This window comes from Streptomyces sp. NBC_00691, assembly GCF_036226665.1.
Taxonomy (GTDB): domain Bacteria; phylum Actinomycetota; class Actinomycetes; order Streptomycetales; family Streptomycetaceae; genus Streptomyces.
This window is the reverse complement of record NZ_CP109007.1, coordinates 7,546,160-7,568,932: the sequence shown is the minus strand read 5'-3', so window position 1 is coordinate 7,568,932 and position 22,773 is coordinate 7,546,160. Positions and strand designations below refer to the sequence as shown.

Annotated in this window: 18 protein-coding genes; 9 read left to right on the top strand and 9 right to left on the bottom strand. The window is 73.7% G+C overall.

Going from position 1 to position 22,773, the window contains the following annotated elements; all coding sequences use genetic code 11:
• Window positions 1–493: 493 nt before the first annotated feature.
• A complete protein-coding gene (locus tag OG392_RS34000; RefSeq protein WP_329285920.1) occupies window positions 494–2,053 on the top strand; it encodes a pectate lyase family protein in 1,560 nt (519 codons plus the stop codon).
• Window positions 2,054–2,271: 218 nt separating this feature from the next.
• On the opposite strand, the gene OG392_RS33995 is transcribed toward OG392_RS34000, so the two are convergent.
• The 5 genes from OG392_RS33995 to OG392_RS33975 all read right to left on the bottom strand — a co-directional run bounded on the left by OG392_RS33995 (window position 2,272) and on the right by OG392_RS33975 (window position 7,509).
• The gene (locus OG392_RS33995) at window positions 2,272–2,997 is read right to left on the bottom strand and encodes a TetR/AcrR family transcriptional regulator (RefSeq protein WP_329285918.1); all 726 of its coding nucleotides are present in this window, start codon (window positions 2,995–2,997) and stop codon (window positions 2,272–2,274) included.
• A gap of 140 nt (window positions 2,998–3,137) precedes the next feature.
• Window positions 3,138–4,724 carry an FAD-dependent monooxygenase gene (locus OG392_RS33990; protein ID WP_329285917.1) on the bottom strand — a complete coding sequence of 529 codons (1,587 nt, stop codon included), beginning with the start codon at window positions 4,722–4,724 and terminating at the stop codon, window positions 3,138–3,140.
• A 129-nt stretch (window positions 4,725–4,853) separates the two neighbouring features.
• Entirely contained in the window at window positions 4,854–5,894 is a 1,041-nt protein-coding gene (locus OG392_RS33985) for an NAD(P)-dependent alcohol dehydrogenase (protein ID WP_329285915.1), read from the bottom strand.
• Window positions 5,895–5,979: 85 nt separating this feature from the next.
• A complete protein-coding gene (locus OG392_RS33980) occupies window positions 5,980–6,858 on the bottom strand; it encodes an SDR family NAD(P)-dependent oxidoreductase (protein ID WP_329285913.1) in 879 nt (292 codons plus the stop codon).
• Window positions 6,859–6,867: 9 nt separating this feature from the next.
• The gene (locus OG392_RS33975; RefSeq protein ID WP_329285911.1) at window positions 6,868–7,509 is read right to left on the bottom strand and encodes a TetR/AcrR family transcriptional regulator; all 642 of its coding nucleotides are present in this window, start codon (window positions 7,507–7,509) and stop codon (window positions 6,868–6,870) included.
• Between the two features lie 276 nt (window positions 7,510–7,785).
• On the opposite strand from OG392_RS33975, the gene OG392_RS33970 reads away from it, so the two are divergent.
• From OG392_RS33970 to OG392_RS33945, 6 genes are all read left to right on the top strand, one after another.
• Window positions 7,786–8,424 carry a beta-glucanase gene (locus OG392_RS33970; protein ID WP_329287617.1) on the top strand — a complete coding sequence of 213 codons (639 nt, stop codon included), beginning with the start codon at window positions 7,786–7,788 and terminating at the stop codon, window positions 8,422–8,424.
• Between the two features lie 184 nt (window positions 8,425–8,608).
• Window positions 8,609–9,355 carry a hypothetical protein gene (locus OG392_RS33965; RefSeq protein WP_329285909.1) on the top strand — a complete coding sequence of 249 codons (747 nt, stop codon included), beginning with the start codon at window positions 8,609–8,611 and terminating at the stop codon, window positions 9,353–9,355.
• Between the two features lie 239 nt (window positions 9,356–9,594).
• The gene (gene argC / locus OG392_RS33960; protein ID WP_329285908.1) at window positions 9,595–10,635 is read left to right on the top strand and encodes an N-acetyl-gamma-glutamyl-phosphate reductase; all 1,041 of its coding nucleotides are present in this window, start codon (window positions 9,595–9,597) and stop codon (window positions 10,633–10,635) included.
• Entirely contained in the window at window positions 10,632–11,783 is a 1,152-nt protein-coding gene (gene argJ / locus OG392_RS33955) for a bifunctional glutamate N-acetyltransferase/amino-acid acetyltransferase ArgJ (protein ID WP_329285907.1), read from the top strand. Before argC ends, argJ begins: the two co-directional genes overlap by 4 nt.
• Window positions 11,784–11,800: 17 nt before the next feature.
• Window positions 11,801–12,853 carry an acetylglutamate kinase gene (gene argB, locus OG392_RS33950; RefSeq protein WP_329285905.1) on the top strand — a complete coding sequence of 351 codons (1,053 nt, stop codon included), beginning with the start codon at window positions 11,801–11,803 and terminating at the stop codon, window positions 12,851–12,853.
• Entirely contained in the window at window positions 12,850–14,028 is a 1,179-nt protein-coding gene (locus OG392_RS33945) for an acetylornithine transaminase (protein ID WP_329285904.1), read from the top strand. The genes argB and OG392_RS33945 overlap by 4 nt, the downstream gene beginning before the upstream one ends.
• Window positions 14,029–14,162: 134 nt before the next feature.
• Here the strand turns inward: OG392_RS33945 and OG392_RS33940 are convergent, their stop codons facing one another.
• Genes OG392_RS33940 through OG392_RS33925 form a run of 4 tightly spaced genes read right to left on the bottom strand, consistent with a single transcriptional unit; the run spans window position 14,163 to window position 18,902 of the window.
• Window positions 14,163–15,737: an amidohydrolase gene (locus OG392_RS33940; protein ID WP_329285902.1), complete on the bottom strand. Its 1,575-nt coding sequence runs from the start codon at window positions 15,735–15,737 to the stop codon at window positions 14,163–14,165.
• A 20-nt stretch (window positions 15,738–15,757) separates the two neighbouring features.
• Window positions 15,758–16,675 (bottom strand): ABC transporter ATP-binding protein, encoded by a 918-nt coding sequence (locus OG392_RS33935; RefSeq protein WP_329285900.1) that lies wholly within the window; start codon window positions 16,673–16,675, stop codon window positions 15,758–15,760.
• On the bottom strand, window positions 16,672–17,802 hold the full coding sequence (locus tag OG392_RS33930; RefSeq protein ID WP_329285898.1) for a FecCD family ABC transporter permease: 1,131 nt from the start codon (window positions 17,800–17,802) through the stop codon (window positions 16,672–16,674). Before OG392_RS33930 ends, OG392_RS33935 begins: the two co-directional genes overlap by 4 nt.
• Window positions 17,799–18,902 carry a FecCD family ABC transporter permease gene (locus OG392_RS33925; RefSeq protein ID WP_443054992.1) on the bottom strand — a complete coding sequence of 368 codons (1,104 nt, stop codon included), beginning with the start codon at window positions 18,900–18,902 and terminating at the stop codon, window positions 17,799–17,801. Before OG392_RS33925 ends, OG392_RS33930 begins: the two co-directional genes overlap by 4 nt.
• Before the next feature lie 234 nt (window positions 18,903–19,136).
• Between OG392_RS33925 and OG392_RS33920 the strand changes: the two genes are divergently transcribed.
• Together OG392_RS33920 and OG392_RS33915 are read left to right on the top strand one after the other, a co-directional pair.
• Window positions 19,137–20,834, top strand: coding sequence for an ABC transporter ATP-binding protein (locus OG392_RS33920; RefSeq protein WP_329285894.1), 1,698 nt, complete (start codon window positions 19,137–19,139; stop codon window positions 20,832–20,834).
• A gap of 74 nt (window positions 20,835–20,908) precedes the next feature.
• Window positions 20,909–22,738 carry an ABC transporter ATP-binding protein gene (locus tag OG392_RS33915; RefSeq protein ID WP_329285892.1) on the top strand — a complete coding sequence of 610 codons (1,830 nt, stop codon included), beginning with the start codon at window positions 20,909–20,911 and terminating at the stop codon, window positions 22,736–22,738.
• Window positions 22,739–22,773 lie beyond the last annotated feature (35 nt).

Here is a 22,773-nt window from a genome sequence, read left to right as displayed (position 1 = left end):
CAGGGACGTTACTTGATCATTCTCGCGAGGACAAGGGGAAGCCGCCCCGGCGGCCACCGACCGGAGCTCCGCCGCCGCCAGGTCCTCACCGGGGAACACCGCCGACCATCGCGCTGACGCCGACCTCTCCGGCCGACTGTGGACCCGCGTCCGATCGCCGCCGCTCGGGCATCGCTCGGGCTTCTCCGTCGATCGAACTTCTTTGTCGCGTACGGAGGTTGGGGGACTCGGGATGCGTTCGAGGTCGCGGCCCCACGCGCCCCCTCCCCCGCCCCGGCCCCTCCGCGGCAGCCCGGCGCCTCACCTACGGAGGTCTTGCGCGGAGCCTTGCCACGCTCCTGGACGCGTCCTATTGTCCCGGGCAGAAAGCGCTTTCTTTCTGCGCTTTCCTTCTGTCGACGGACAGACCTTTCCCCGCGCGCACCTCGCTCCGCAACCGCACCGCATCCCGGGAACCACCCCCCAGCGTTCGAAGACGAGAAGGACGGCGAGCATGAGACGACCAGTCGCACTTCGGCTCCACGCGGCAATGGCCACCCTGGCCCTCGCGGCCGCGACCGGCGTAGTGCTGTCGATGCCCCAGGCATCGGCGGCGACCGGTGGCGCCACCGGTTACGCCACCCAGAACGGCGGGACCACCGGCGGTGCCGGAGGCCAGACCGTGCGGGCCACCACGGGCACCGCGATCCACGCGGCTCTGTGCTCACGGGCCAGCAGCAGCACCCCGATCACCATCGAGGTCGAGGGAACGATCAACCACGCCAACACCGCCAAGGTGTCCGGCAGCAGCTGCAACACCGCCGCCGGGGTGATCGAGCTCAAGCAGATCAGCAACGTCACCCTCGTCGGGGTCGGATCCGGCGCGGTCTTCGACCAACTCGGCATCCACATCCGCGAGTCCAGCAACATCATCATCCAGAACGTGACCGTCCGGAACGTCAAGAAGTCCGGTTCGCCGATCTCCAACGGCGGCGACGCCATCGGCATGGAGAGCGACGTCCGCAACGTCTGGGTCGATCACACCACCCTGGAGGCCTCGGGCGGCGAGTCGGAGGGCTACGACGGCCTCTTCGACATGAAGGACAACACCCAGTACGTGACCCTGTCCTACAGCGTCCTGCGCAACTCCGGACGTGGCGGCCTCGTCGGCTCCAGCGAGACCGAGCTCTCGAACAGCTTCATCACGTACCACCACAACCTCTACGAGAACATCGACTCACGCGCTCCCCTGCTGCGCGGCGGCATCGCCCACATGTACGACAACCACTACCTGCGGATCAACGAGTCCGGCATCAACTCCCGTGCCGGTGCCCGCGCCAAGGTCGACAACAACTACTTCGAGGACTCCAAGGACGTCCTCGGCACCTTCTACACCGACGCGGCCGGGTACTGGCAGGTCGGCGGCAACATCTTCGACAACGTGACCTGGTCAGCCCGCGGTTCCGAGAACAACCCGGCGGGACCGGACCCGCAGTCCAACACCACCGTCACCATCCCGTACGCCTTCACCCTCGACTCCGCCGCCTGCGTGCCGGACATCGTCGGCCGGACGGCCGGTGCGGGTAAGGGACTCCTCGTGTCGAACGGCAGCTGCTCCCCGCAGACCCCCAACCCCACTCCGACGGCGACCTCCACATCGCCGACCCCGGCCCCCACCACTCCCACACCCGGACCGACCGCCCCCGGCGGGACCAACCTGAGCATCGGGGCCGGCGCCGACGGCTCCAGCAAGGCCGACGGCACGAGCTACGGCAACGTCCGGGACGGCGACCTCGGCACCTACTGGTCGCCCGCCGGCCCGACCGGTTCGGTGTCCGTCAAGTGGGGCTCCGCCACCACCGTGTCCGCGATCACCGTCCGTGAGGCGGCCGGCTCCGCCGGGGCCATCGGGGCCTGGCGCGTCCTGAACGGCGACACCGGAGCCGTCCTCGCCTCGGGCAGCGGGGCCGGGGCCATCGCCGTCCCCCGTACCGCACTCAAGAAGATCACCTTCGAGATCGTCGGCTCGACGGGCACTCCCCGCGTCGCCGAGTTCGAGACGTACGCCGGGTAGGCGAGGCGAGGGGCGATCGGCGCGCCGCGCCGACCCCGTTCGTTCATCTGTACCGGTCCGGGTCCGGGGCGATCACAGCCCCGGACCCGTGCCCGCACCGGTGCCCGGACCGCCCGGAGCCGGGGGTCGTCCGGTCCGTGACGACACGCGGTGCGTACGCGTCGGCGGCGGCCCGCTGATCGACACCCTCGCCTTCTGCGTGAGGCTCCCGGGAGGCCTCATGGCGCCAGGTCCGCGAGCCCTCGGACGAGAAGCGTGAGGCCGAAGTCGAACTCGTCGTCCGGCGCCACGGACGTGAGGGACCGGGCAGCGCGGAGGAGGGCGGGGTAGGACGCCGGGTCGAGTCCGCCGTAGAAGGCGGCGAGTCCGGCGCTGTGGTCGGGGGCGGCGCCGGGGCCGTACTGCTGGACGGCGAAGCCGATGACGTAGTGCGTGACGGCCGTGAAGGCTCGGGCCGCCAGGTCGGCCGGCAGTCCGTGGTCGAGGAGGGCCGCCAGGACGCGCTCGCGTCGGGCGAGGCCATGGGGGCCCACGGGGACGTACGCCATGAGCAGCGGCAGGATGTTCGGGTGGCGGCGCAGGGTGTCGTGGAACCCGTGGGCCGTCACGGTGAGCGCCTCGCGCCCGTCGGAGGTCGCGGCCAGCGCGTCGAGGTCCACCTCGCCCAGGACCCGGTCGACGACGTACGCCATGATCTCGTCCTTGCCGTCGAAGTGACGGTAGAGCGTGGCCGTACCGGAGTTCAGGGCGTCGGCGAGCAGGCGGAGCGAGAAGGCCTGGGTGCCGTGCTCGTCGACCAGCCGCAGCGCCGTGCCGACGATGTGCGCGGTGTCGAGCGACGGGCGGCCGCGCCTCGGCTCGGCGGCCGCGGCGGACGGAGCCACGGGGTCCGGGCGTGCGGCCCACCAGGCCGGGCTGCCGGGGGGTGGCGGGGTGGCGGCCATGCGCGGGGCTCTCTCTCGCTGGGGCGGGTCGTCGCCGCCTGCGCGTCACGGCTCCCGGCGGCCATCGGTGGTGCGGTGCCACGGTACCGGTCGTGCGCGGGCGGGCCGGGCAGGGCCTCCGGCCCGCCGGAGCGCCGGCCTCAGCCGGCCGTCAGGCGGGCGATCGCCGGGGACGCGGGGCGCGCCTCCTTCTCGTGCGGTGCCTCCGCGGCGCCGGGGGCTTCGGCCGTGGGGCTGATGTCGCCGATGTAGCCGTCCGGGCGGATGAGCACGAGCGTGTCCGAGGTGATGCCGTACGCGGTGAGCAGGGCCGCTTCGGCCGGCGTACGCGGTGCGGTGCGCGTCAGCACGGTGTGGCGGTGCAACGGAGCACCGCCGGGCGGCCAGGGGAGGCGGGCCAGCGCCGTGGCGGCGCCGGCGCCGAACGCGAGGGCGGTGAAGTGCGGGCCCCGGTAGAGGTCGAAGAGACGGCTCGCCGACCCGGTCGCGGCCGTCGTCTCCGGCAGCGCCGCGTCCGGGGCCCGGTCGCCGCAGCGCAGGGTCGCGGTGCGGGGCCCGTCCGGCGGGGCCAGCGGGCCGCCGAAGTAGGAGATGCCGAGCTGGTGTTCGCCGGGGCCCCGGGTGAGCCCTCCGGGACGGGTGCGGCGCAGTCCCTCGTACAGCTCGGTGGAGCGGCCGAGGACCTGCGCGGCGACGGGGCGTCGCTCCCGCTCGTAGCTGTCCAGGAGCATGTCGTCGGCGCCCGCCAGGACCTGCTGGAGTTTCCAGCCGAGGTTGTGGGAGTCCTGGACACCGGTGTTGAGGCCCTGCGCGCCGGCGGGCGTGTGGACGTGGGCGGCGTCGCCGCACAGCAGGAGCCGGCCGTTGCGGTAGCGCTCGGCGAGACGGATGTTGGGGCGGAAGACCGAGGACCAGGTGATGTCGCGCAGGGTGAGGGAGCCGCCCGCACGGCGGCGCAGGAGGGCGGCGAGGGCGGTCGCCGTGAGGTCGACGGGGTCGTCGGGACGGATCTTGATCATGATCTGGAAGCGGCCGTCCTCGCCCGGCAGGGGGCATGCCGCGATGCCGCGCCCGCGCGGTCGGGGCCAGATGTGCCAGTGATCCCGGGACAGTCCGTCGACGGCGCCGTCGACGAGGATCATGCGGTCGGTCTCGTCCGTGGTGCCCTCGAACGCGATGCCCGCGGCCTTGCGGACGGTGCTGGAGCCGCCGTCGGCGCCGACCACGTACCGGCTCCTGAGCACCCGGCCGTCTTCCAGGCGCACCGCGCACGCCCTCTCGTCCTGGGTGATCTCGACAGCGCGGGCGCCGAAGTCGACGCGTACGCCGAGGCGTTCGACGGCGTCGTGGAGGAGCGTGGTGGTGGCGTACTGAGGGAGCAGGAGGATGTCGGGGTAGGGGGTGCCGATGCTGTCGGGGGCGGTGGCGTGCATCTGCCAGGCCTTGGTGAACGGGCCGACGTGAAGACCCATGGGCGGGTACGCACCGCCTGCCGCGCGGGCGGCGTCGGCGAGGCCGAGGTCGTCGAGGACCTCCAGGGTGCGCGGTTGGACGCCCTTGGCCCGTGAGCCCTGGAAGCGCTTCCCGTCGCGCTCGACGACGCGGACCCGGACCCCGCGACGGGCCAGGTCGAGGGTGAGCGCGAGGCCCGCGGGCCCCGCGCCGATGACGGTGACGTCGGTGTCGGGCGCGCCCGACGCCGTGCCTGGTTTTTTCGATTCCGCCATGTCCGATGCTCCTCGCCGCCCGGGGTGCGCGAAGGGGTACGCGCACCACGATCCCAGTTTCGGCTACAGCGTATCCGAAACTGGGATCGCCGGGGGCGCGCGCTGTGTCCCGCGCGCCCTGCGGTCGGCTCAGCCGTTCGGGAGGATGACCGCCCGTCCCTCGACACGTCCCTCGTGCAGCCGCTCGTAGGCCTTCGGCGCCTCGTCCAGGGTGTACGTCTCGGTGTGGACGTCGACCTCTCCCGCCCGGGCCAGGTCGAGCACCTCGATCAGCTCGGCCCGGGTTCCCCAGTACGGGGAGGTGACCGAGACCTCGTACGGCAGGGCGCCGAATCCGACGGGCAGGGTACCGCCGCCGAGACCGACGATGGTGACGTCCCCCTCGACCGCGACCATCGCGCCGGCGGCCGTCACGGTCGGCTGGGCGCCCACGAAGTCGAGGACCACCTCGGCGCCGCGTCCGCCGGTCAGCGCGCGGACCGCGGGGGCCGCCGACGCGTCCGACAGGACCGTCTCGTGCGCGCCCACCGCGCGAGCCAGGGCCAGCTTCTCCTCGGTGACGTCCAGGGCGACGACCCTGGCCGCGGTCATGGCACGCAGCAGCTGGACGGCGACGTGGCCGAGCCCGCCCGCACCGATGACGACGGCGGTGCTTCCGGGAACCAGCTTGGGGAGCGAGCGCTTGACCGCGTGGTACGGGGTGAGGCCGGCGTCCGTGAGCGATACGGCCCGGACAGGATCGAGGCCGCCGAGCGGGACGAGGTGACGGGGGCTGTCGACGATCATGTACTCGGCGATGGCGCCGGGGGCACCGAGTCCCGGCGGCCTGATGCCGAGTTCGGCGGCCCTCAGACAGTAGTTCTCCTTGCCCTGGGCGCACATGGAGCAGCTGCCGCAGCCCCAGGGGCCGTAGACGGCGACGGCGTCACCGACGGCGAAGCCCCCGGCGCCGGCGCCGAGGGCCGCCACCGTGCCCACGCCCTCGTGGCCGAGGGTCAGCGGCAGCGGGAAGGGCAGCTGGTCGGCGGACCAGCTCATCACCGCGATGTCGGAGTGACAGACACCGGCGGCCGTCACCTTCAGGAGCACCTGGCCGGGGCCGGGCTCGGGGTCGGGGACGGTGACGACCTCGGGCGGGGCGCCCACCGTGCGGTACTGCAGTGCCTTCATGACGCTTTCCTTTCGGGTTGCGCTTCTCTGACGGGCGGCGTCGCGGACAGCGCGCCTCGCCCCGCCCCTCCCGCGGACGCGTGACTCAGCGGGCGGCGTAGGCGCCGTCGACGAGGTGATAGCTGCCGTGGACGAAGGACGCGCGCTCCGAGAGCAGGAACGCGACGAGCTCGGCGACCTCCTCGGCGCGGCCGAGCCGTCCCGCCGGGTGGAGGGCGACCAGGGCGTCGTACGCCTCCTGCCCGATGCCGGCGAGGAGGGGCGTGTCGATGTAGCCGGGGCCGACGGCGTTGATACGTACCCCCTGGGAGGCGTATTCGAGCGCGGCCGTCTTGGTGAGACCGACGACGCCGTGCTTGGCCGCGACGTAGGCGGCGCTGCCGGCGGAGCCGTTGGTCCCGAGGATGGAGGACATGTTCACGACGGCGCCGCCGCCGGAGGCGAGGATCGCGGGGAGCTCGTGGCGGAGCGAGTGGAAGACGCCGTCCAGGTTGGTGGACACGACGCGCCGCCACTCCTCGGCCGGGGTCTCGGCGACCGGGACGCGCGCACCGGCGACGCCCGCGTTGTTGACCGCCAAGTGGAGGCCGCCGAAGGCGGCGACCGTGGCCTCTACGCCCTCCCGGACGGAGCTGTCGTCGGTGACGTCCATGCCGACGGCGACGGCCTCGGCGCCGCGCTCGGTCAGTTCGGCGACGGCGGCGGCCGCGCGGTCGGCGTCGTGGTCGGCGACCGCCACGGCGGCACCCGCGTCCGCGAGGCGGCGGGCGACGGCGAGCCCGATGCCGGAGGCGCCGCCGGTGACGAGGGCGATCCTTCCGGCGAACTCCCGCGAGTCGACGCTCCGGGAGTCACGGGTGCGGGCCTCGGTGGTCTGCGGGGCGGTGGTCTGGGGGCCGGTGGTCTGCGGGTCGGTGGTGCGGGCGCCGGTGGCGACGCTGTCGGTGGTGCGGGGGTGCGTCATGGTGGTTCCTCAATCGGTTGTACGGGTTTCCACCGGCGGCGGCTCCGTCGCCAGCAGGCCGAAGGCCTCCTCCACGAGGCCGGGCAGCGCCCCCCGGGGGCCTCCGAGCACCCAGGCGCGGGTGGCCGCGAGGAGTGTGGCGGCGCCCGATCCGACGGCGACGGCGGGCCGCAGGTCGTCCTCCGGGTCGGTGCCGATGCGGGTCGCGACCAGCCGGACCGACGCGGCCTCGCCCTCCAGGAGGACACGCCGGAGGACGGCGCGGAGCGGGGCCTCGGTCTCGGCGAGGCGGAGGATCTCCCGCACGCCCTCGCGGCGGTGCCAGGCCGGGTGGACCGGGTCGGCGAGCCAGCTGCGCACGGCCGCCCGGTAGGCGGTGAGCGGGGTCTCGCTCGCCGGGCGCGCGGCGAGGGCCTCGTTGATGCGCGCGCAGTCGGCGCGGAAGCCGTCGAGGGCGGCCTCCTCCTTGGAGCCGAAGTAGCGGCTGAAGGTCCGGCGGGAGACGCCGACGGCGTCGGTGACGTTCTCGACGGAGACTCCGGCCGGCCCTCGCTCCAGGACGAGCCGCAGCGCGGCCTCGCCCAGCGCCTCGCGGGTCCGTGTCCCCTTCGGCCCGCGCCGCGGAACGCGGCCGCCTCGCCCGGTAGTCATACCTGCACCGTACACCTACTAATGTCCCAGTGAGACATTCGGCGGGAATTCCCGCTTCACACGGCAGAGCGGCGCTTGTGACGACTTGTCGCCAATAGGCCCTATTCCCCGCATGAACGGCACCGGCTTGGGCAGATCGTTCGCGGGCCGACCCGGCCCGCGCGAAAGGAGCGTGCCGTGCTGTCCGACCTCTTCGACCGGCTGTTCAGGCGCCGCGGCTCGGCCAGCCGCCCCGGGACGGGCCCCAGGGGGCCCGCGCGGACACCGGGGAGGGTCGTGCTCGACGCGGACTTCTCCTCGACCGATCAGTGGGTCGCCGGCCACTCCTGGGCCTATCCCGGGGGCGGGCCGACCAACCCGGGCGACAACAAGCTCGACCATCTCGTGGAGGACCCCGCGTACAGCAGGAGCGGAGTGTTCCGGGCGACCCGACGGCCGGACGGGAAGTGGGACGCGGGACTGCTCACGACGGAGGGCAGCGCGGAGGCCTTCCTGGTGCGGGCCGACGACGTCCTGGAGGCCCGGGTGCGCCTTCCGGTGGAGACGGGGGCGTGGCCCGCCATCTGGACCTGGCTCGACGGAGGACAGGAGATCGACGTCTTCGAGTACCACCCCGACAATCCCGACCTGCTGGAACTGTCGAACCGGATCAGGGGACGCCATCTCTACTACCGGAACGCGGCGATCCGTCCGGGGGCCTGGGTCGACCTGCGGGTCGAGTTCGGTGCCCGCAACGTGGTGTGGTGGGTGAACGGCGCGCGGGTCTTCGACGACCGCCGCGGGGTGGGGCGTTCCTGGCGGGCCCACCTCATCGTGAACCTGTCGGTCTGCGCGGGCCGCTACCACCCGGCGCCGGACGCCGGGGTGTCGGAGATGTCGTACGAGGTACCGCAGTTGCGGGTGTACCGGGACTGATCCGCCGCCGGGGCCAGCCGAGGCACGTCGCGACGGATCATGACGGTTCGTGAGCCGGCGGGCGGCGGCGACGCGCGCAGGGGAGGGGGGATGCGGGCCCCGAGGGAACGGGCGTTGCGTAGGCTCGAAGAGAGCGTTCCGCGCACCCGCACCGCGCCGCCCGTACGACGAGGAGGACCCTCCCATGCACACCGCCGACGAGGGACGGCAGCAGCAGCTGGACGTGGCCAGCGTCCACAACGCCAAGACCACCCTCCTCCAGCTTCTCGCGCGGGCGGGGGTCTACACCGGCGACGCCGAGGAACTCATCGGGCTGGTCGAGGCGGGCGCGCTCGCCCTCGCGCACGCGGAGATCACCGAAGCGCGGCCGGGCGCTCCGCGCGAGGAGGGGGACGAGAAGGGCGAGGCCTACGCGTCGGGCCGGTCCGACGGGGCCCTGGCCGTCACCGAGATGCTCGGCACCATCACCGAGCGGGCGCTGATCCGGGCCGTCACCACCGGCCCGTCGGCCGACTCCCCCGACGAGCGCTCCCCCGTCGGGCGGGCGGAGATGGAACGGGCCAAGGTGGCTGTGACACCGCTCTACCTCTCGTTCGCCGATGTCTCCGACCTCGACCCGGAGGTCACCGAGCAGGTACTGGGCGCGGTCCTGCGCACGATGACCCCACGGCAACGGGCCGGGTATCCCGGGCGGCTGACCCGGTTCGCGTCCGCCCACCAGGCTCACCTGGAACGGTTGTACGCGGAGTACGGCCCGGGAAGCCCGATCGCGATCCACGGCCGCTACTCCCTCGTCCACTCCCCCACCAGCGTGGCCGTGCTCGAGCGCCTCGCCGAGACGCCGTCGGCCCTGCACGAGGAATGGGACGCCGCCGAACTCCCGCCGGCCTGGCTGGACGGCCTGACGACGGCGTGGGGGTCACCGGCCTGACGGGGGGCTTCCCCCACGGAACCCGCGGGACCCGGCAGGACCGGCAGGCCCCGTCCCGGCTCCAACTCGGCCCGGCCGCAGCGGAGCTGAACACCACTCACCTGATCCGGTGCCTTGCATCCGCGATTCCACCACCAGGGGTACTTAGGTTAGGCTAAGTTAAGTTTCGGTGCGCCGAACGCGGGTTGTCCACCCTCGGTGCGCGCCACGTCCCCATTCATCAGGAGAGACGGAAGAACATGACCTTGCGGGTCGCGGTGGCCGGAGCCAGTGGCTATGCCGGTGGGGAGATCCTCCGCCTGATCGCCTCACATCCCGGTCTCGACGTCGGCGTCCTCACCGCCCACAGCAGCGCCGGCCGCACGCTCGGCGAGGTGCAGCCCCAGCTGACCTCGCTCGCCGAACGCGTGCTGGCGGAGACCTCGGCGGAGACACTCGGCGGACACGACGTCGTGTTCCTCGCCCTGCCGCACGGGCAGTCGGGCGCGCTCGCCGGGGAGTTGGGCGGTGACACCCTGGTCGTCGACTGCGGGGCGGACTTCCGCCTGCGCGACCCCGACGAGTGGAGACGTTTCTACGGCTCCGAGCACGCGGGCACCTGGCCGTACGGACTCCCGGAGATGCCCGGAGCCCGGGACGACCTCAAGGGGACCACCCGCGTCGCCGTCCCGGGGTGCTACCCGACCGCCGTCACCCTCGCGCTCTACCCGGCGCACGCCGCACGCCTCGTGGAACCCGAGGTCGTCGTCGTGGCGGCGAGCGGGACCTCGGGAGCCGGCCGCGCGGCCAAGGGCCGTCTGCTCGGCTCCGAGGTGATGGGCTCCATGACCCCGTACGGCGTCGGCGGCGGCCACCGGCACACCCCCGAGCTCACCCAGAACCTGTCCCTCGTGGCGGGCGAGCCGGTGACCGTGTCCTTCACCCCCACCCTGGCCCCGATGCCCCGCGGCATCCTCGCCACCTGCTCCGCACGACTGCGCCCGCACGTGGCCGACGCCGGGGGTCCGGACGAGGTCCGTGAGGTCTTCGAGGCGGCGTACGCCGACGAACCGTTCGTCCGGCTGCTACCGCGGGGACAGTGGCCGTCCACGGCCTCGGTGCTCGGATCCAACACCGTGCAGGTGCAGGTGGCGCTCGATCCGACCGCCCGCCGCCTCATCTGTGTGAGCGCGATCGACAACCTGACGAAGGGCACCGCCGGTGGCGCGGTGCAGAGCATGAACGTCGCCCTCGGCCTGCCCGAAGGGCTCGGCCTGCCCATGAATGGAGTGGCTCCGTGACCGTGACCGCCGCCCGAGGATTCCTCGCCAGCGGGGTGGCCGCCGGCGTCAAGGCGTCCGGCGATCCCGACCTCGCCCTGGTGGTGAACCAGGGCCCCGCACCGGCCGCCGCGGGCGTCTTCACCTCCAACCGGATCCAGGCCGCACCGGTCCGCTGGTCACGGCGGGCCCTCGCCGCGGGCCGGGTCTCCGCGGTCGTCCTCAACTCCGGAGGCGCCAACGCGTGCACCGGAGCGGCCGGCGCCGACGACGCCCGGACCATGGCCGAGCACACCGCGCTCGCCGTCGGCGTCACCCCGGACGACGTGGCCGTCTGCTCCACCGGGCTCATCGGCGTCCCGCTGCCCATGGACCGGATCACGGCCGGGATCGCCCTCGCGGCGGACCGGCTCGCCGACGACGGCGGCGAGGACGCGGCCGTCGCGATCAAGACGACGGACTCGGTGCACAAGACCGCGGCCGTCACCCGCTCCGGCTGGACGGTCGGCGGGATGGCGAAGGGCGCGGGGATGCTCGCGCCGGGTCTCGCCACGATGCTCGTGGTCCTGGCCACCGACGCCGTGGCGGCCGGCCCGACGCTCGACTCCGCCCTGCGCGCCGCCGTACGGACCACCTTCGACCGGGTGGACTCCGACGGCTGCATGTCCACCAACGACACCGTGCTGCTGCTCGCCTCGGGCGCCTCCGGAGTGAGCCCGCCGGACGGGGACCTCGCCGAAGCGGTGCACGCCGTCTGCCTCGACCTGGCCCGCCAGCTCGTCGCGGACGCCGAGGGCGCGTCGAAGGAGATCGAGGTGGCGGTCGTCGGCGCCGCGTCCGAGGACGACGCCGTGACCGTGGGCCGCTCGATCGCCAGGAACAACCTCCTCAAGTGCGCCCTGCACGGCGAGGACCCGAACTGGGGCCGGGTGCTCTCGGCGATCGGCACCACCGACGCGGAGTTCGACCCCGACCGCCTGGACGTGGCGATCAACGGGGTGTGGGTCTGCCGGGACGGCGCGGCCGGGGAACCCCGGGAGAAGGTCGACATGTCCGGCCGCCGGATCACGATCACGGTCGACCTGCGGGCCGGAGAGGCGTCCGCGGAGATCTGGACCAACGACCTGACGGCCGAGTACGTGCACGAGAACAGCGCCTACAGCTCATGAGCCGAGGGAGTACGGGAATGAGGACGCTCGGCGAGCAGCCTGCCGTGCGACGCGTGGACGCCGTGCGGAGCGCGGGCGGCGTGCGGCGGCGTGGGGACGCGGCACGGCCGGTGGACGCCGCGGGGAGTGCGAGCGCCCCCGGGAGCGCGGGCGCCGTCGGCCTCCCGGCCACGGACGTCCCCTGGTCCGAGGAGCTCCAGGGCCGGACGGTCGTCGTCAAGTGCGGTGGCAGCAGCCTGGAGGACCCGGCGCTGCGCCGGTCGTTCGCCCAGGACGTCGTCGAACTGTGGCAGGCGGGCCTGAACCCGGTCGTGGTGCACGGCGGCGGACCCCAGATCAGCTCGATGCTCGACCGCCTCGCCCTGGAGGTCCGGTTCGAGGCGGGCATGCGGGTGACCACCCCGGAGGCCATGGACGTCGTCCGCATGGTGCTGACCGGGCAGGTCCAGCGGGATCTCGTCGGCGCCATCAACGCCCACGGGCCCTTCGCCGTCGGCATGTCGGGCGAGGACGCCCACACCCTGACCGCCGAGCGCCGCCCCGCCTGGGTGGACGGCCGGGCCGTCGACATCGGCCTCGTCGGCGACATCGTGAACGTCGCTCCGGACGCCGTACGGAACCTCCTCGCCGGCGGCCGTATCCCGGTCGTGTCCCCCGTCGCACGGGGTGCGGACGGGCAGACGTACAACGTGAACGCCGACCTCGCGGCCTCCGCCCTGGCCGTCGCCCTCGGCGCCGACCGGCTCGTGATGCTCACCGACGTCCCCGGCCTGTACGCGGACTGGCCGCGCAGCACCGAGGTGGTCCCCCGGCTGACGGCCGAGGAGCTGGAGACACTGCTCCCGGGGCTCGCGGGCGGGATGCTGCCGAAGATGGAGGGCTGCCTGCGGGCGGTGCGGTCGGGAGTCGGCCGGGTCCATGTCCTCGACGGCCGGACACCGCACGCCGTCCTCAGGGGGGTCCTCACCGAGGAGAACCCCGGCACCACGGTCCTGCCCGACGCGGCGCCCGACATGACGTCGGAGGTCGCCCCGGCCGTCGCGCCGCGCGCGGAGGAGACCCCCGCATGACCGTCCCCGTTCCCCTCAGGGCCCGCTGGCGTGCCGTGATGACGGACAACTACGGCACTCCCCCGCTGGCCCTGGTCCGTGGCGAGGGCTGCACCGTCTGGGACGAGGCCGGCCGTGCGTACACGGACTTCACCGGCGGGATCGCGGTCAACACCCTCGGGCACGCCCACCCCGCCGTGGTCGCGGCCGTCACCGAGCAGGTCGCGCGGCTCGGGCATGTCTCGAACCTGTTCGTCGCCGAGCCCCCGGTGGCGCTCGCCGAGCGGCTCCTCGGGCTCTTCGGCAGGCCGGGCGGCCGGGTCTTCTTCTCCAACTCCGGGGCGGAGGCGGCCGAGGCGGCCTTCAAGGTCGCCCGGCGCACCGGGCGCCCGCGGATCGTCGCGATGGAGGGCGGCTTCCACGGCCGGACGATGGGCGCGCTCGCGGTCACGGGCCAGCGGGCGAAGCGCGAGCCGTTCCTGCCGCTGCCCGGGGACGTCACGCATGTGCCGTTCGGCGATGTCGAGGCCCTGCGCGCGGCGGTCTCGGAGGACACGGCGGCGGTCTTCGTCGAGCCCGTGCAGGGCGAGGCGGGGGTGATTCCCGCGCCCGACGGGTTCCTGCGGGCCGCCCGTGAGATCACCCGCGCCGCGGGCAGCCTGCTCGTCCTCGACGAGGTGCAGACCGGGATCGGCCGGACCGGCCACTGGTTCGCGCACCAGGCGGAGCCGGGGGTGGCCCCGGACGTGGTGACGTTGGCCAAGGGGCTGGGGGGCGGCCTTCCGATCGGCGCCACGGTGGTGTTCGGAGCGGCCGCCGACCTGCTGGGTCCCGGCCAGCACGGATCTACCTTCGGCGGCAATCCGGTGGCGTGCGCGGCGGGTTCGGCCGTGCTGAGGACCATCGCGGCGGAGGGTCTGCTGGAGCACACGGTACGGATGGGTTCGCTGCTGCGGGCGGGGGTGGAGGCGTTGCGGCACCCCCTGGTGGCCGAGGTCCGGGGCGCGGGGCTGCTGCTCGGCGTCGTCCTGACCGAGCCGGTCGCCGTCCAGGTGCAGGCGGCGGCGCAGGAGGCCGGGTTCCTCGTCAACGCCGCGGGCCCCGGGACCGTACGCCTGGCTCCGGCGCTGACCGTGTCGGCACGTCAGGTCGAGGAGCTGGTGGAGGCGTTGCCGGGGATCCTCGACCCGCGCTAGGGCCTGTCGATCAGGACGGCTGGGGCCGGCACCCCCGGGGGGGCGCCGGCCTCAGCCGTGCTGCCGACCCTCGCCCTCGCCCTGGTGCCGGCCTCAGCCGTCCCACGGGTCGCGTCCGGCGGTCTTGGGTCCGCTCACGTCGAGCCCTTCGCGACCCGCCCGTCGACGTACGTCGCCACGACCTCGATGTCCCCGATCCGGGAGGTGGCGACGGCCCGGGGATCGTCGCCCAGGACCACCAGGTCCGCGCGCTTGCCGGGGGTGAGGCTGCCCGCGCTGTCGTCCCAGTGGCAGGCGTACGCCCCGGCCGCCGTGTAGGCGTGCAGGGCCTCGTCGACGGTGATGCCCTCGTCCGGGCCGATCCGCCGGCCGGAGGCGGAGGCCCGTTCGACCATGAACTGGATCGCGCGGAGCGGTGAGCCGTCCGTGACCGGCCGGTCGGAACTGCCGACGAGGGTGACCCCGTGGTCGAGGAAGCCCCTCCCCCGGTACATCCAGGGCGCCCGTCGCTCTCCCATGACGTCCGCGTAGTCGTCGCCGAAGGAGCGGAGGAAGTGGGGCTGCACCACGGCGCTGACGCCGAGCCGGGCGAAGCGCGGCAGCTGGTCCGGGCGGATCAGGCCCGCGTGCTCGACACGGTGGCGGGCGGCCGGCCGGGGCCTGAGCGTCTGCGCGCGTTCCAGGGCGTCCAGGGCGAGGTCGGCGGCGCGGTCGCCGATGGCGTGGATGGCGAGCTGCCATCCCGCGAGGTGGCCGTCGACGACGAGCTCGGCGATCCGCTCGGGCTCGTCCTGGAGCTGTCCGGTGTGGGACGTGCCCTCGTACGGCTCGGTGAGGGCCGCCGTACGGGCCATCATGCCGCCGTCGGTGTAGATCTTGAGGGCCCCGAGGGAGAGCCAGTCGTCGCCGAAGCCGGTACGCAGCCCGAGGTCGAGGGCGCGCGGGATGCCGTCGTCCCGGTGCGCGGCGCGTGGGCGGAGGGTGTCGCCGGCGGCCATGAGCTGGACGCGGAGGGGCAGTCGGCCCTGGTCCCTGAGGAGTTGGTACGCGCCGAGTTCGACGGGGCTGTGGCCGAGGAGGCCGCCTCCGATGCCGGCCTCGGCGCAGGCGGTGATGCCCTCGGCGAGGCAGGTGCGGCCGGCGCGCTCGATCGCGTCGGCGAGTTCCTGCTGGGAGTACGGCAGCCGGAGTCGCCGTACGGCGGTCATGGCGCTCTCGGCGAGGAAGCCCTCCTGGTGCGGCACGTCGGGCGGGAGGAGGTCGAGGACGGCGCTGTTGACGACACAGGCGTGGCCTGAGTCGTGCATGAGGAAGATCTTGCGGCCGTGGCTGACCCGGTCGATCTCGGCGGCGGTGAGGTGGCGTCCCAGGGCGCGCTGGTCGTAGCCGGCGACGTCGACCCAGACCCCGGGCTCGGCCTTCCGGGAGGCGGCCTCCCCGATGACGGCGAGGACGTCCTCGATCCTCTCGCAGGGGGCGATGCTCGGGGTGTCGGCCTTCAGTCCCGCCCAGGCCAGGTGGACATGGCTGTCGATGAAGCCGGGCAGCACGGTGGCGCCCTGGAGGTCGACGACCTCGCGGGCGGGGAGCGAGGTGACGGCCTCGTCCAGACCGACGATCCGTCCCCGCCAGATGCCGAGGTCGTGGGCGACGGGGTGGTCCGGGTCCATGGTGAGAATGCGCGCGTTCGTCAGCCTCGTGCAGAGCATGGGTGCTCCGTCTCCCCTCGTCAGGTGGTCTTGGCCAGCACGGTGTCGGCCGTGTCCGTCCCTGTCCCCTTCGCCTTCCCGTCGGCGTCCGCGTCGCCGTCGGTGCTGCCCGTCCCCCCGGCGGGGGCGTACCCCCTGGGTGCGGAGGGCACCATGAGCGGGGTGCCGGTCTCGGGGTCGGGGATGATCCGGCAGGGCAGTCCGAAGACGTCCTCGACCAGCTCGGCGGTCATGACCGTCCTCGGGTCGCCCTCGGCCGCGATGATGCCTCCGGGTCGCATGACGATCAGGTGGGTGGCGTAACGGCAGGCCTGGTTGAGGTCGTGCAGGACCGCGACGACCGTGTGGCCGCGGCGGGCGTGGAGTTCGGCGCACAGGTCGAGGACCTCGACCTGGTGGGCGATGTCGAGGAAGGTGGTCGGCTCGTCGAGCAGCAGGATCTCGGTCTGCTGGGCGAGGACCATGGAGAGCCAGACGCGCTGGCGCTGGCCTCCGGAGAGGTCGTCGACGGGCCGTTCGGCGAGTTCGAGGACGCCGGTCTGCCGCATCGCCTCGACGACGGCGGCCTCGTCCTCGGCCGACCACTGCCTGAGCATGCCCTGGTGGGGGTAGCGGCCGCGGGCGACCAGGTCGCCCACGGTGATGCCGCCGGGCGCGGTGGAGGACTGCGGGAGGAGTCCGAGTCGGCGGGCGACCTCGCGGGATCGGTACGAGGAGATGGCGGCGCCGTCGAGGTAGACCTGTCCGGCGCGTGGCTTGAGCATCCGGGCGAGGGCGGTGAGCAGGGTGGACTTGCCGCAGGCGTTGGGGCCGATGATGACGGTGAAGGAGCGGTCGGGGATCTCGACGTCGAGGTCGCTCGCCACGGTCCGCTGGTCGTAGGAGAGGGTCAGGTTCTCGGCGCGGAGGCGGGAGCCCGGACGGTTCGTTGCTGTCATGCGCGGCTCTTTCGCGACTCGGTGACCAGTAGCCAGATGAGGTAGAGCCCGCCGACGCAGCCGGTCGCCGTGCCCACCGGGAGGAGCGCGGGCGCGAAGAGGCGCTGCACGGCGAGGTCGCTCAGGGCGAGCATGACGGCGCCCATGAGGGCGGACGGCAGCAGGGCGGGGCCGGACGATCCGGTGATCTTGCGGGCCACCTGGGGCGCGGCCAGGGCGACGAACCAGATGGGTCCGGTCACGGCGGTGGCGAACGCGGCCAGGGCGACGCTGATCACGAGCAGGAGGGTGCGGGTGCGTCTGACGTCGACGCCGAGGGCCATGGCGGTGGTGTCGCCCATCTCGACCATGGAGAGGCGGCGGGAGAGGAAGAAGGCGAGGGGCAGGAGGACGGCGACGGCGAGGCCGATGGCCTGGGCGTGGATCCAGAGCCGGTTGCCGAGGCTGCCGATCAGCCAGGACTGCGCCTCCAGGGCTTCCTGGAAGGTGGCGCGGGTGATCAGGTACGAGTTGACGGCGAGGAGCAGGGCACTGACCCCGATGCCGACGACGACGAGGCGGAAGCCCTGGATGCCCCGGCCGATCATGAGGAGATGGACGGCGAGGGCGGTGCCGAGGCCGCCGGCGAGGGCGCCGAGGGCGATCTCGGCCATGCTGCCGTGCAGCAGGACGATGACGACGAGCGCGCCGACGGCGGAGCCGTTGGTGAAGCCGATGATGTCGGGGCTGCCCAGGGGGTTTCCCGTGATGCTCTGCAGGATCGCGCCGCTGACGGCGAGGGCCGCGCCGACGCACAGCGCGGTCACGAGCCGTGGCATGCGGAGGGTGTTGACGACGAAGTCGGCGATGCCGCTTCCGTTTCCGGTCAGTGCCTGGATCACCTCGCCGACGGAGAGGTCGAAGTCGCCGGTGGTCAGGGTGATGCCGGCGACGACGAGGAGGGCGGCGAGGAGGGCCGCGGTGGCGGCGGCGGTTCGGCCCCGGACGCGGAGCGACACGCTGCCGGAGCGGGTGCGGACGACCCGGCCGGTGATGACTCGGGGCAGGTCGGGCGCGGTCGCCCCGCCGGGGCCCTCGCGGGGTGCCGGGTCGGGCGCGGAGGCCTTCGCCTCCCGTACGGCAGTCACAGCATGACCAGCTTTCGGCGGCGGCACAGGGCGATGAACAGGGGGGCGCCGATGAACGCGGTGACGATGCCGACCTGGAGTTCGCCGGGGGCGCCGAGCACCCGGCCGAGGACGTCCGAGCCCAGGAGCAGGACGGGGGCGATGAGCATCGAGTACGCGAACACCCACCGCTGGTCGGGTCCGACGACGAACCGGGCGATGTGCGGCACGGCGAGGCCCACGAAGCCGATCGGTCCCGCGGCGGCGGTGGCGGCCCCGCAGAGGAGCATCACGGCGACGGCGCCGAGGGCGCGGGTCAGGCCGACGTTGACCCCGAGTGCCCGGCCCACCTGGTCGCCCATGGCCAGGGCGTTGAGCGAAGGGGCGAGGACGAGGGCCAGGACGAGGCCGACGCCGATGAAGGGCAGGGCCATCACGACGATGTCGTCGTAGCGGCCCGCGAGGGAGCCGACGGTCCAGAAGCGGAACTGGTCGAAGGCCCGCGGGTCGAGCAGCAGGACCGCCCAGTTGAAGGCGTACAGCACGGCGGTCACGGCGGCGCCGGCGACGACGAGCCGCTCGGGTGAGGCGATCTTCCGGCCGGAGGACCCGAGCAGATAGACGCCGACGGACGCGGCGGCGGCACCGGCGAGGGCGAACCACACATAGCCGAGCGGGGCCGCGACGCCGAAGAAGGCGATGGCCACGACGACACCGGCGGAGGCGCCGAGGTTGACGCCGAGCATGCCGGGGTCGGCGAGCGGATTGCGCGTCAGGGCCTGCATCAGGGCGCCGGCCAGACCGAGGGCGAGGCCGACGAGGATGCCGAGGAGGGTGCGGGGGATGCGGTAGTCGTGGATGATGACCGACGTCTCCGACCCGTCGGGGTTCCACAGCGCGTCCCAGGTGGCGGTGAAGGGGATGCCCCGGGTGCCGACCCAGACGCTCAGGAGTCCGACGAGGACGAGCGCGGCGAGGGCGAGCAGCAGCCCTAAGCCCCGGTACGTGTTCCCCGCGCGGCCGATCCGCGGCGGCCCGGCGGGACCTGGCGGAGCGCCGGCCTCCCCCGCGGGATGTGCCTCGGCCTGCGGTCCCGCTACCACCCGGGATTCGACGGACAACGACAACTCCCCCTGGCGGCGGTACAGATGTACGACGGGAACCTGACGGCGCGAGACCGAAGGATCACGACTTAGGTGAGGCTAACCGAACCGCGTCGCGGGGTCAACGCGCCCGGCAGGCCCCGTCCGGCGCCCCGACCGGAGGCCCCCGCGACCTGTCCGCACCCGCCCCGACCCCGATCGAACTCAGAGTAGGCTTACCTAATCAACCATCCACCTCCGTGAAGGAGTCTCATGCCAACGGGCGGACCGACGGGGGGACTTGTCCTCCGCCAGGCGATCAGAGGACAACGCCGCCGAGTGATCACGGCATCTCTGCTCGGTATGACCCACCAAGGCTGCGAGGCCCTGGTACCGGTGGTCATCGGCGCCACCATCGACACGGCGGTCGCCACCGGCTCCTCCTCGGCGCTGCTGCGCCTGCTCATCGTCCTCGGCGTGCTCTTCCTGGTCCTGTCGACCTGCTACCGCACCAGCGCCCGGATCACCGAGGGCAGCGGCGAACTCGCCGCGCACCGGCTCCGGCTCGACCTGGCCACCCGGGTGCTCGACCCCCGGGGCGGCGCCGACGCGAACCGCCTGCCCGGTGCGCTGACCAGCATCGCCACCAATGACGCCCGCCGCGTGGGCTCGGTGGCCACCGTCATCGCGTACGGGGTGTCGGCGGTCGCCGCCCTCGTGATCAGCGCCGTCGCGCTCCTCAGGATCTCCGTCCCCCTCGGCCTGCTCGTCCTCCTCGGCATCCCGCCGCTGCTGTGGCTCGGCCACCGCATCAGCCGGCCGCTCGAACAGCGCAGCGAGGCCGAGCAGGAGCGCGCGGCCCACGCCTCGGGCGTCGCCGCCGACCTCGTCTCCGGACTCCGCGTCCTCAAGGGCATGGGCGCCGAGTCGGCGGCCGTGGCCCGCTACCGCACCACGAGCCAGGACTCGTTGTCCGCCGCCCTGCGCGCCGCGCGCAGCCGGGCCGGACACGAGGGCGCCGTCCTCGCCCTGACCGGCGTCTTCATCGCCGTCATCGGCGTGGTCGGCGCCTACCTCGCCATGGACGGCAGCATCAGCGTCGGCGACCTGGTCGCCGCCGTCGGTCTCGCGCAGTTCCTCCTCGGCCCGTTCCAGCTGCTCGGCTATGTGAACGCCGAGCTCGCCCAGGGCCGTGCCTCGGCCAAGCGGATCGCCGAGGTCCTGGCCTCGCCCGAAGCCGTCGCGACCGGACAGGACGTGCCCGCCGACGGGGCTGCCGGACGTCTCGCCCTGCGCGGGGTGACGCTCGGCGCGCTCCGGGGCGTCGACCTCGAACTCCCGGCCGGCAGCCTCACCGGAATCGTCGCCCGGGACGCGGCCGCCGCCAACGACCTGCTCGTCTGCCTGGCCCGCGAGGCGGACCCCACCGAAGGCGCCGTCGAGCTCGACGGCACGCCGCTGACCTCGCTCGACCCCGACGCGCTGCGCCGGGTCGTCCTGGTCGCCCACCACGACGCCGACCTGTTCGAGAGCACGCTGCTCGACAACGTCCGGGCCGGCGCCGGCGACGACACCCCGGCCGTCGAGCGGGCTCTCAGGGCCTCGGCCGCCGACGAGGTCGCCCGGCTCCTCCCGGACGGCGGGGACACCCTCCTCGCCGAGCGCGGCCGCTCGCTCTCCGGCGGTCAGCGCCAGCGCGTCGCCCTCGCCCGCGCGCTCGCCGCCGACCGGCCCGTCCTCGTGCTGCACGACCCGACGACCGCGGTGGACACCGTCACCGAGTCCCACATCGCCGCCCGGCTGCGCGAGGTCCGCCGCGACCGCACCACGGTCCTCGTCACCACCAGCCCCGCTCTCCTCGCCGTGACCGACCGCGTGATCGTCCTGGAGGACGGCGCCGTACAGGCGACCGGCCACCACACCGAACTCCTCGCGGCCGACGCGACGTACCGGGCGGCGGTGCTCGCATGACGCTCGCCGACGAGACACGGACCGACAGCCGGCCGCGGCAGGACGAAGGACGGACGAGGGAGACGGAACAGACCATGAGCGGAACCAGCCCGGACCGCGTGCTCCTGCCGACCGCCACCGGAGCCGAGTCGGTCGCGGCGCTCCGCACCATGCTGCACGGCCATCGGGTCCTCGCCGCGGTGGCGATCGTCGTCCTCGTCGCCGGCACCGCCGTCGGACTGCTCACCGCTCCCCTGCTCGGACACATCGTGGACCTCGTGGTCGACAAGAAGGGGGCGGCCGCACTCACCCTCCCCCTGGTCCTGCTCGTCGTCGTCGCCGTCGCCCGGGGCGCGGCCGCGGCCGTCGGCAGCACCCTCGTGGCCCGGCTGGGCGAGACCGTCCTGGCCGCGCTGCGGGAGCAGTTCATCGAGCGGGCGCTGCGCCTGCCGCTGGACCGCGTCGAGGCGGCCGGTTCGGGCGACCTGGTCTCCCGGGTCACCAGTGACGTGTCGATGATCGGCAAGTCGGTGCGTCAGGCACTGCCGGAGTTCAGCCGCTCCGCCCTGACCATCCTGCTCACCTTCGTCGGACTCGCCGTCCTCGACTGGCGCTTCCTGATCGCGGCGCTCCTCGCGTCCCCGGTCCAGGTGATCGCGGTGCGCTGGTACACGCGCCGGGCCGCGCCCGTGTACGGAGAGCACCGCGTCGCCACCGGCGCCCTGCAGCACCAGCTGCTCGACAGCGTCGGCGGGGTCCGGACCGTTCGGGCGTTCCGCCTCGACGGCACGCACACCGACCTCCTGGAGAAGCGGTCCGCGGCCGCCCGCGACCTGGGCCTGCGAGGCATCCACATCGTCACCGGGTTCTTCTCCCGCCTCAACCTCGGCGAGTTCATCGGTCTCGCCGCGATGCTCGCGACCGGGTTCGTCCTGGTCGACGACGGCTCCGTCAGCATCGGTACGGCCACGGCCGCCGCGCTGTACTTCCACAGCCTCTTCAACCCCATCAACGCGACCCTCTACCTCCTGGACGACGCCCAGTCGGCCGGGGCGAGCTTCGCCCGCCTCGTCGGCGTGTCGAACCTCCCGGCCGAGCGGGCCGAGAGCGAGGCGCACGCCCTCGCCGACGGCTCGGTCGAGGTGTCCGGGCTCAGCCACGCCTACGGCTCCGGCGCGCCGGTCCTGCACGAGGTCGACCTGCGGGTGCGGAGCGGGGAGCGGGTCGCCCTGGTGGGCGCGAGCGGCGCCGGCAAGACCACCCTGGCCAAGCTGATCGCCGGTGTCCACAGCCCTGCCTCCGGCTCGATCTCCCTCGGTGGCGTCGACACCGGGGAGCTGGGCCCGGCGGGGGTCCGCCGCTCGGTGGCGCTCATCAGCCAGGAGGTGCACGTCTTCGCCGGAACCCTCGCCGACGACCTGCGCCTGGCCCGGCCCGAGGCCGACGACGAGCAGCTTCGCGCGGCGCTCGACCGCGTCGACGCGCTGGAGTGGGCCGAGGCACTTCCCGAGGGCCTCGCCACGGTCGTCGGCGAGGGCGGCCATCGGCTGACGGTCACACAGGCGCAGCACCTGGCCCTGGCCCGGCTGGTCCTGGCGGACCCTCCCATCGCGATCCTCGACGAGGCCACCGCCGACGCGGGCAGCGCCGGCGCGCGCGTCCTGGAGGAGGCGGCGGCACGGGCCCTGGAGGGCCGCACGGGGCTGCTCGTCGCGCACCGGCTGCCGCAGGCCGCGGCCGCCGACCGGGTGGTCGTCCTCGACCAGGGCCGTGTCGTGGAGACCGGCACGCACGAGGAACTGGTGGCGGCGGGCGGCCGGTACGCCGTCCTGTGGGCCGCGTGGTCGGCCAGCCGCCAGGAGCCCGGGGAGCAGGTGCCCCGGCCCGCTCCGGACCCCGACGCCCAGGCCTCGCCGGTCGGCTGAGGCAGCGGGCGGCACACCGAGGGGGCGGTACGACG

Excerpts from the sequence above, each read along its gene's own strand:
- OG392_RS34000 (WP_329285920.1), top strand. The coding sequence starts at position 494 with ATGAGACGACCAGTCGCACTTCGGCTCCACGCGGCAATGGCCACCCTG.
- OG392_RS33995 (WP_329285918.1), bottom strand. The coding sequence starts at position 2,997 with ATGGCCGCCACCCCGCCACCCCCCGGCAGCCCGGCCTGGTGGGCCGCA.
- OG392_RS33990 (WP_329285917.1), bottom strand. The coding sequence starts at position 4,724 with ATGGCGGAATCGAAAAAACCAGGCACGGCGTCGGGCGCGCCCGACACC.
- OG392_RS33985 (WP_329285915.1), bottom strand. The coding sequence starts at position 5,894 with ATGAAGGCACTGCAGTACCGCACGGTGGGCGCCCCGCCCGAGGTCGTC.
- OG392_RS33980 (WP_329285913.1), bottom strand. The coding sequence starts at position 6,858 with ATGACGCACCCCCGCACCACCGACAGCGTCGCCACCGGCGCCCGCACC.
- OG392_RS33975 (WP_329285911.1), bottom strand. The coding sequence starts at position 7,509 with ATGACTACCGGGCGAGGCGGCCGCGTTCCGCGGCGCGGGCCGAAGGGG.
- OG392_RS33965 (WP_329285909.1), top strand. The coding sequence starts at position 8,609 with ATGCACACCGCCGACGAGGGACGGCAGCAGCAGCTGGACGTGGCCAGC.
- argC (WP_329285908.1), top strand. The coding sequence starts at position 9,595 with ATGACCTTGCGGGTCGCGGTGGCCGGAGCCAGTGGCTATGCCGGTGGG.
- argB (WP_329285905.1), top strand. The coding sequence starts at position 11,801 with ATGAGGACGCTCGGCGAGCAGCCTGCCGTGCGACGCGTGGACGCCGTG.
- OG392_RS33945 (WP_329285904.1), top strand. The coding sequence starts at position 12,850 with ATGACCGTCCCCGTTCCCCTCAGGGCCCGCTGGCGTGCCGTGATGACG.
- OG392_RS33940 (WP_329285902.1), bottom strand. The coding sequence starts at position 15,737 with ATGCTCTGCACGAGGCTGACGAACGCGCGCATTCTCACCATGGACCCG.
- OG392_RS33935 (WP_329285900.1), bottom strand. The coding sequence starts at position 16,675 with ATGACAGCAACGAACCGTCCGGGCTCCCGCCTCCGCGCCGAGAACCTG.
- OG392_RS33920 (WP_329285894.1), top strand. The coding sequence starts at position 19,137 with ATGCCAACGGGCGGACCGACGGGGGGACTTGTCCTCCGCCAGGCGATC.
- OG392_RS33915 (WP_329285892.1), top strand. The coding sequence starts at position 20,909 with ATGAGCGGAACCAGCCCGGACCGCGTGCTCCTGCCGACCGCCACCGGA.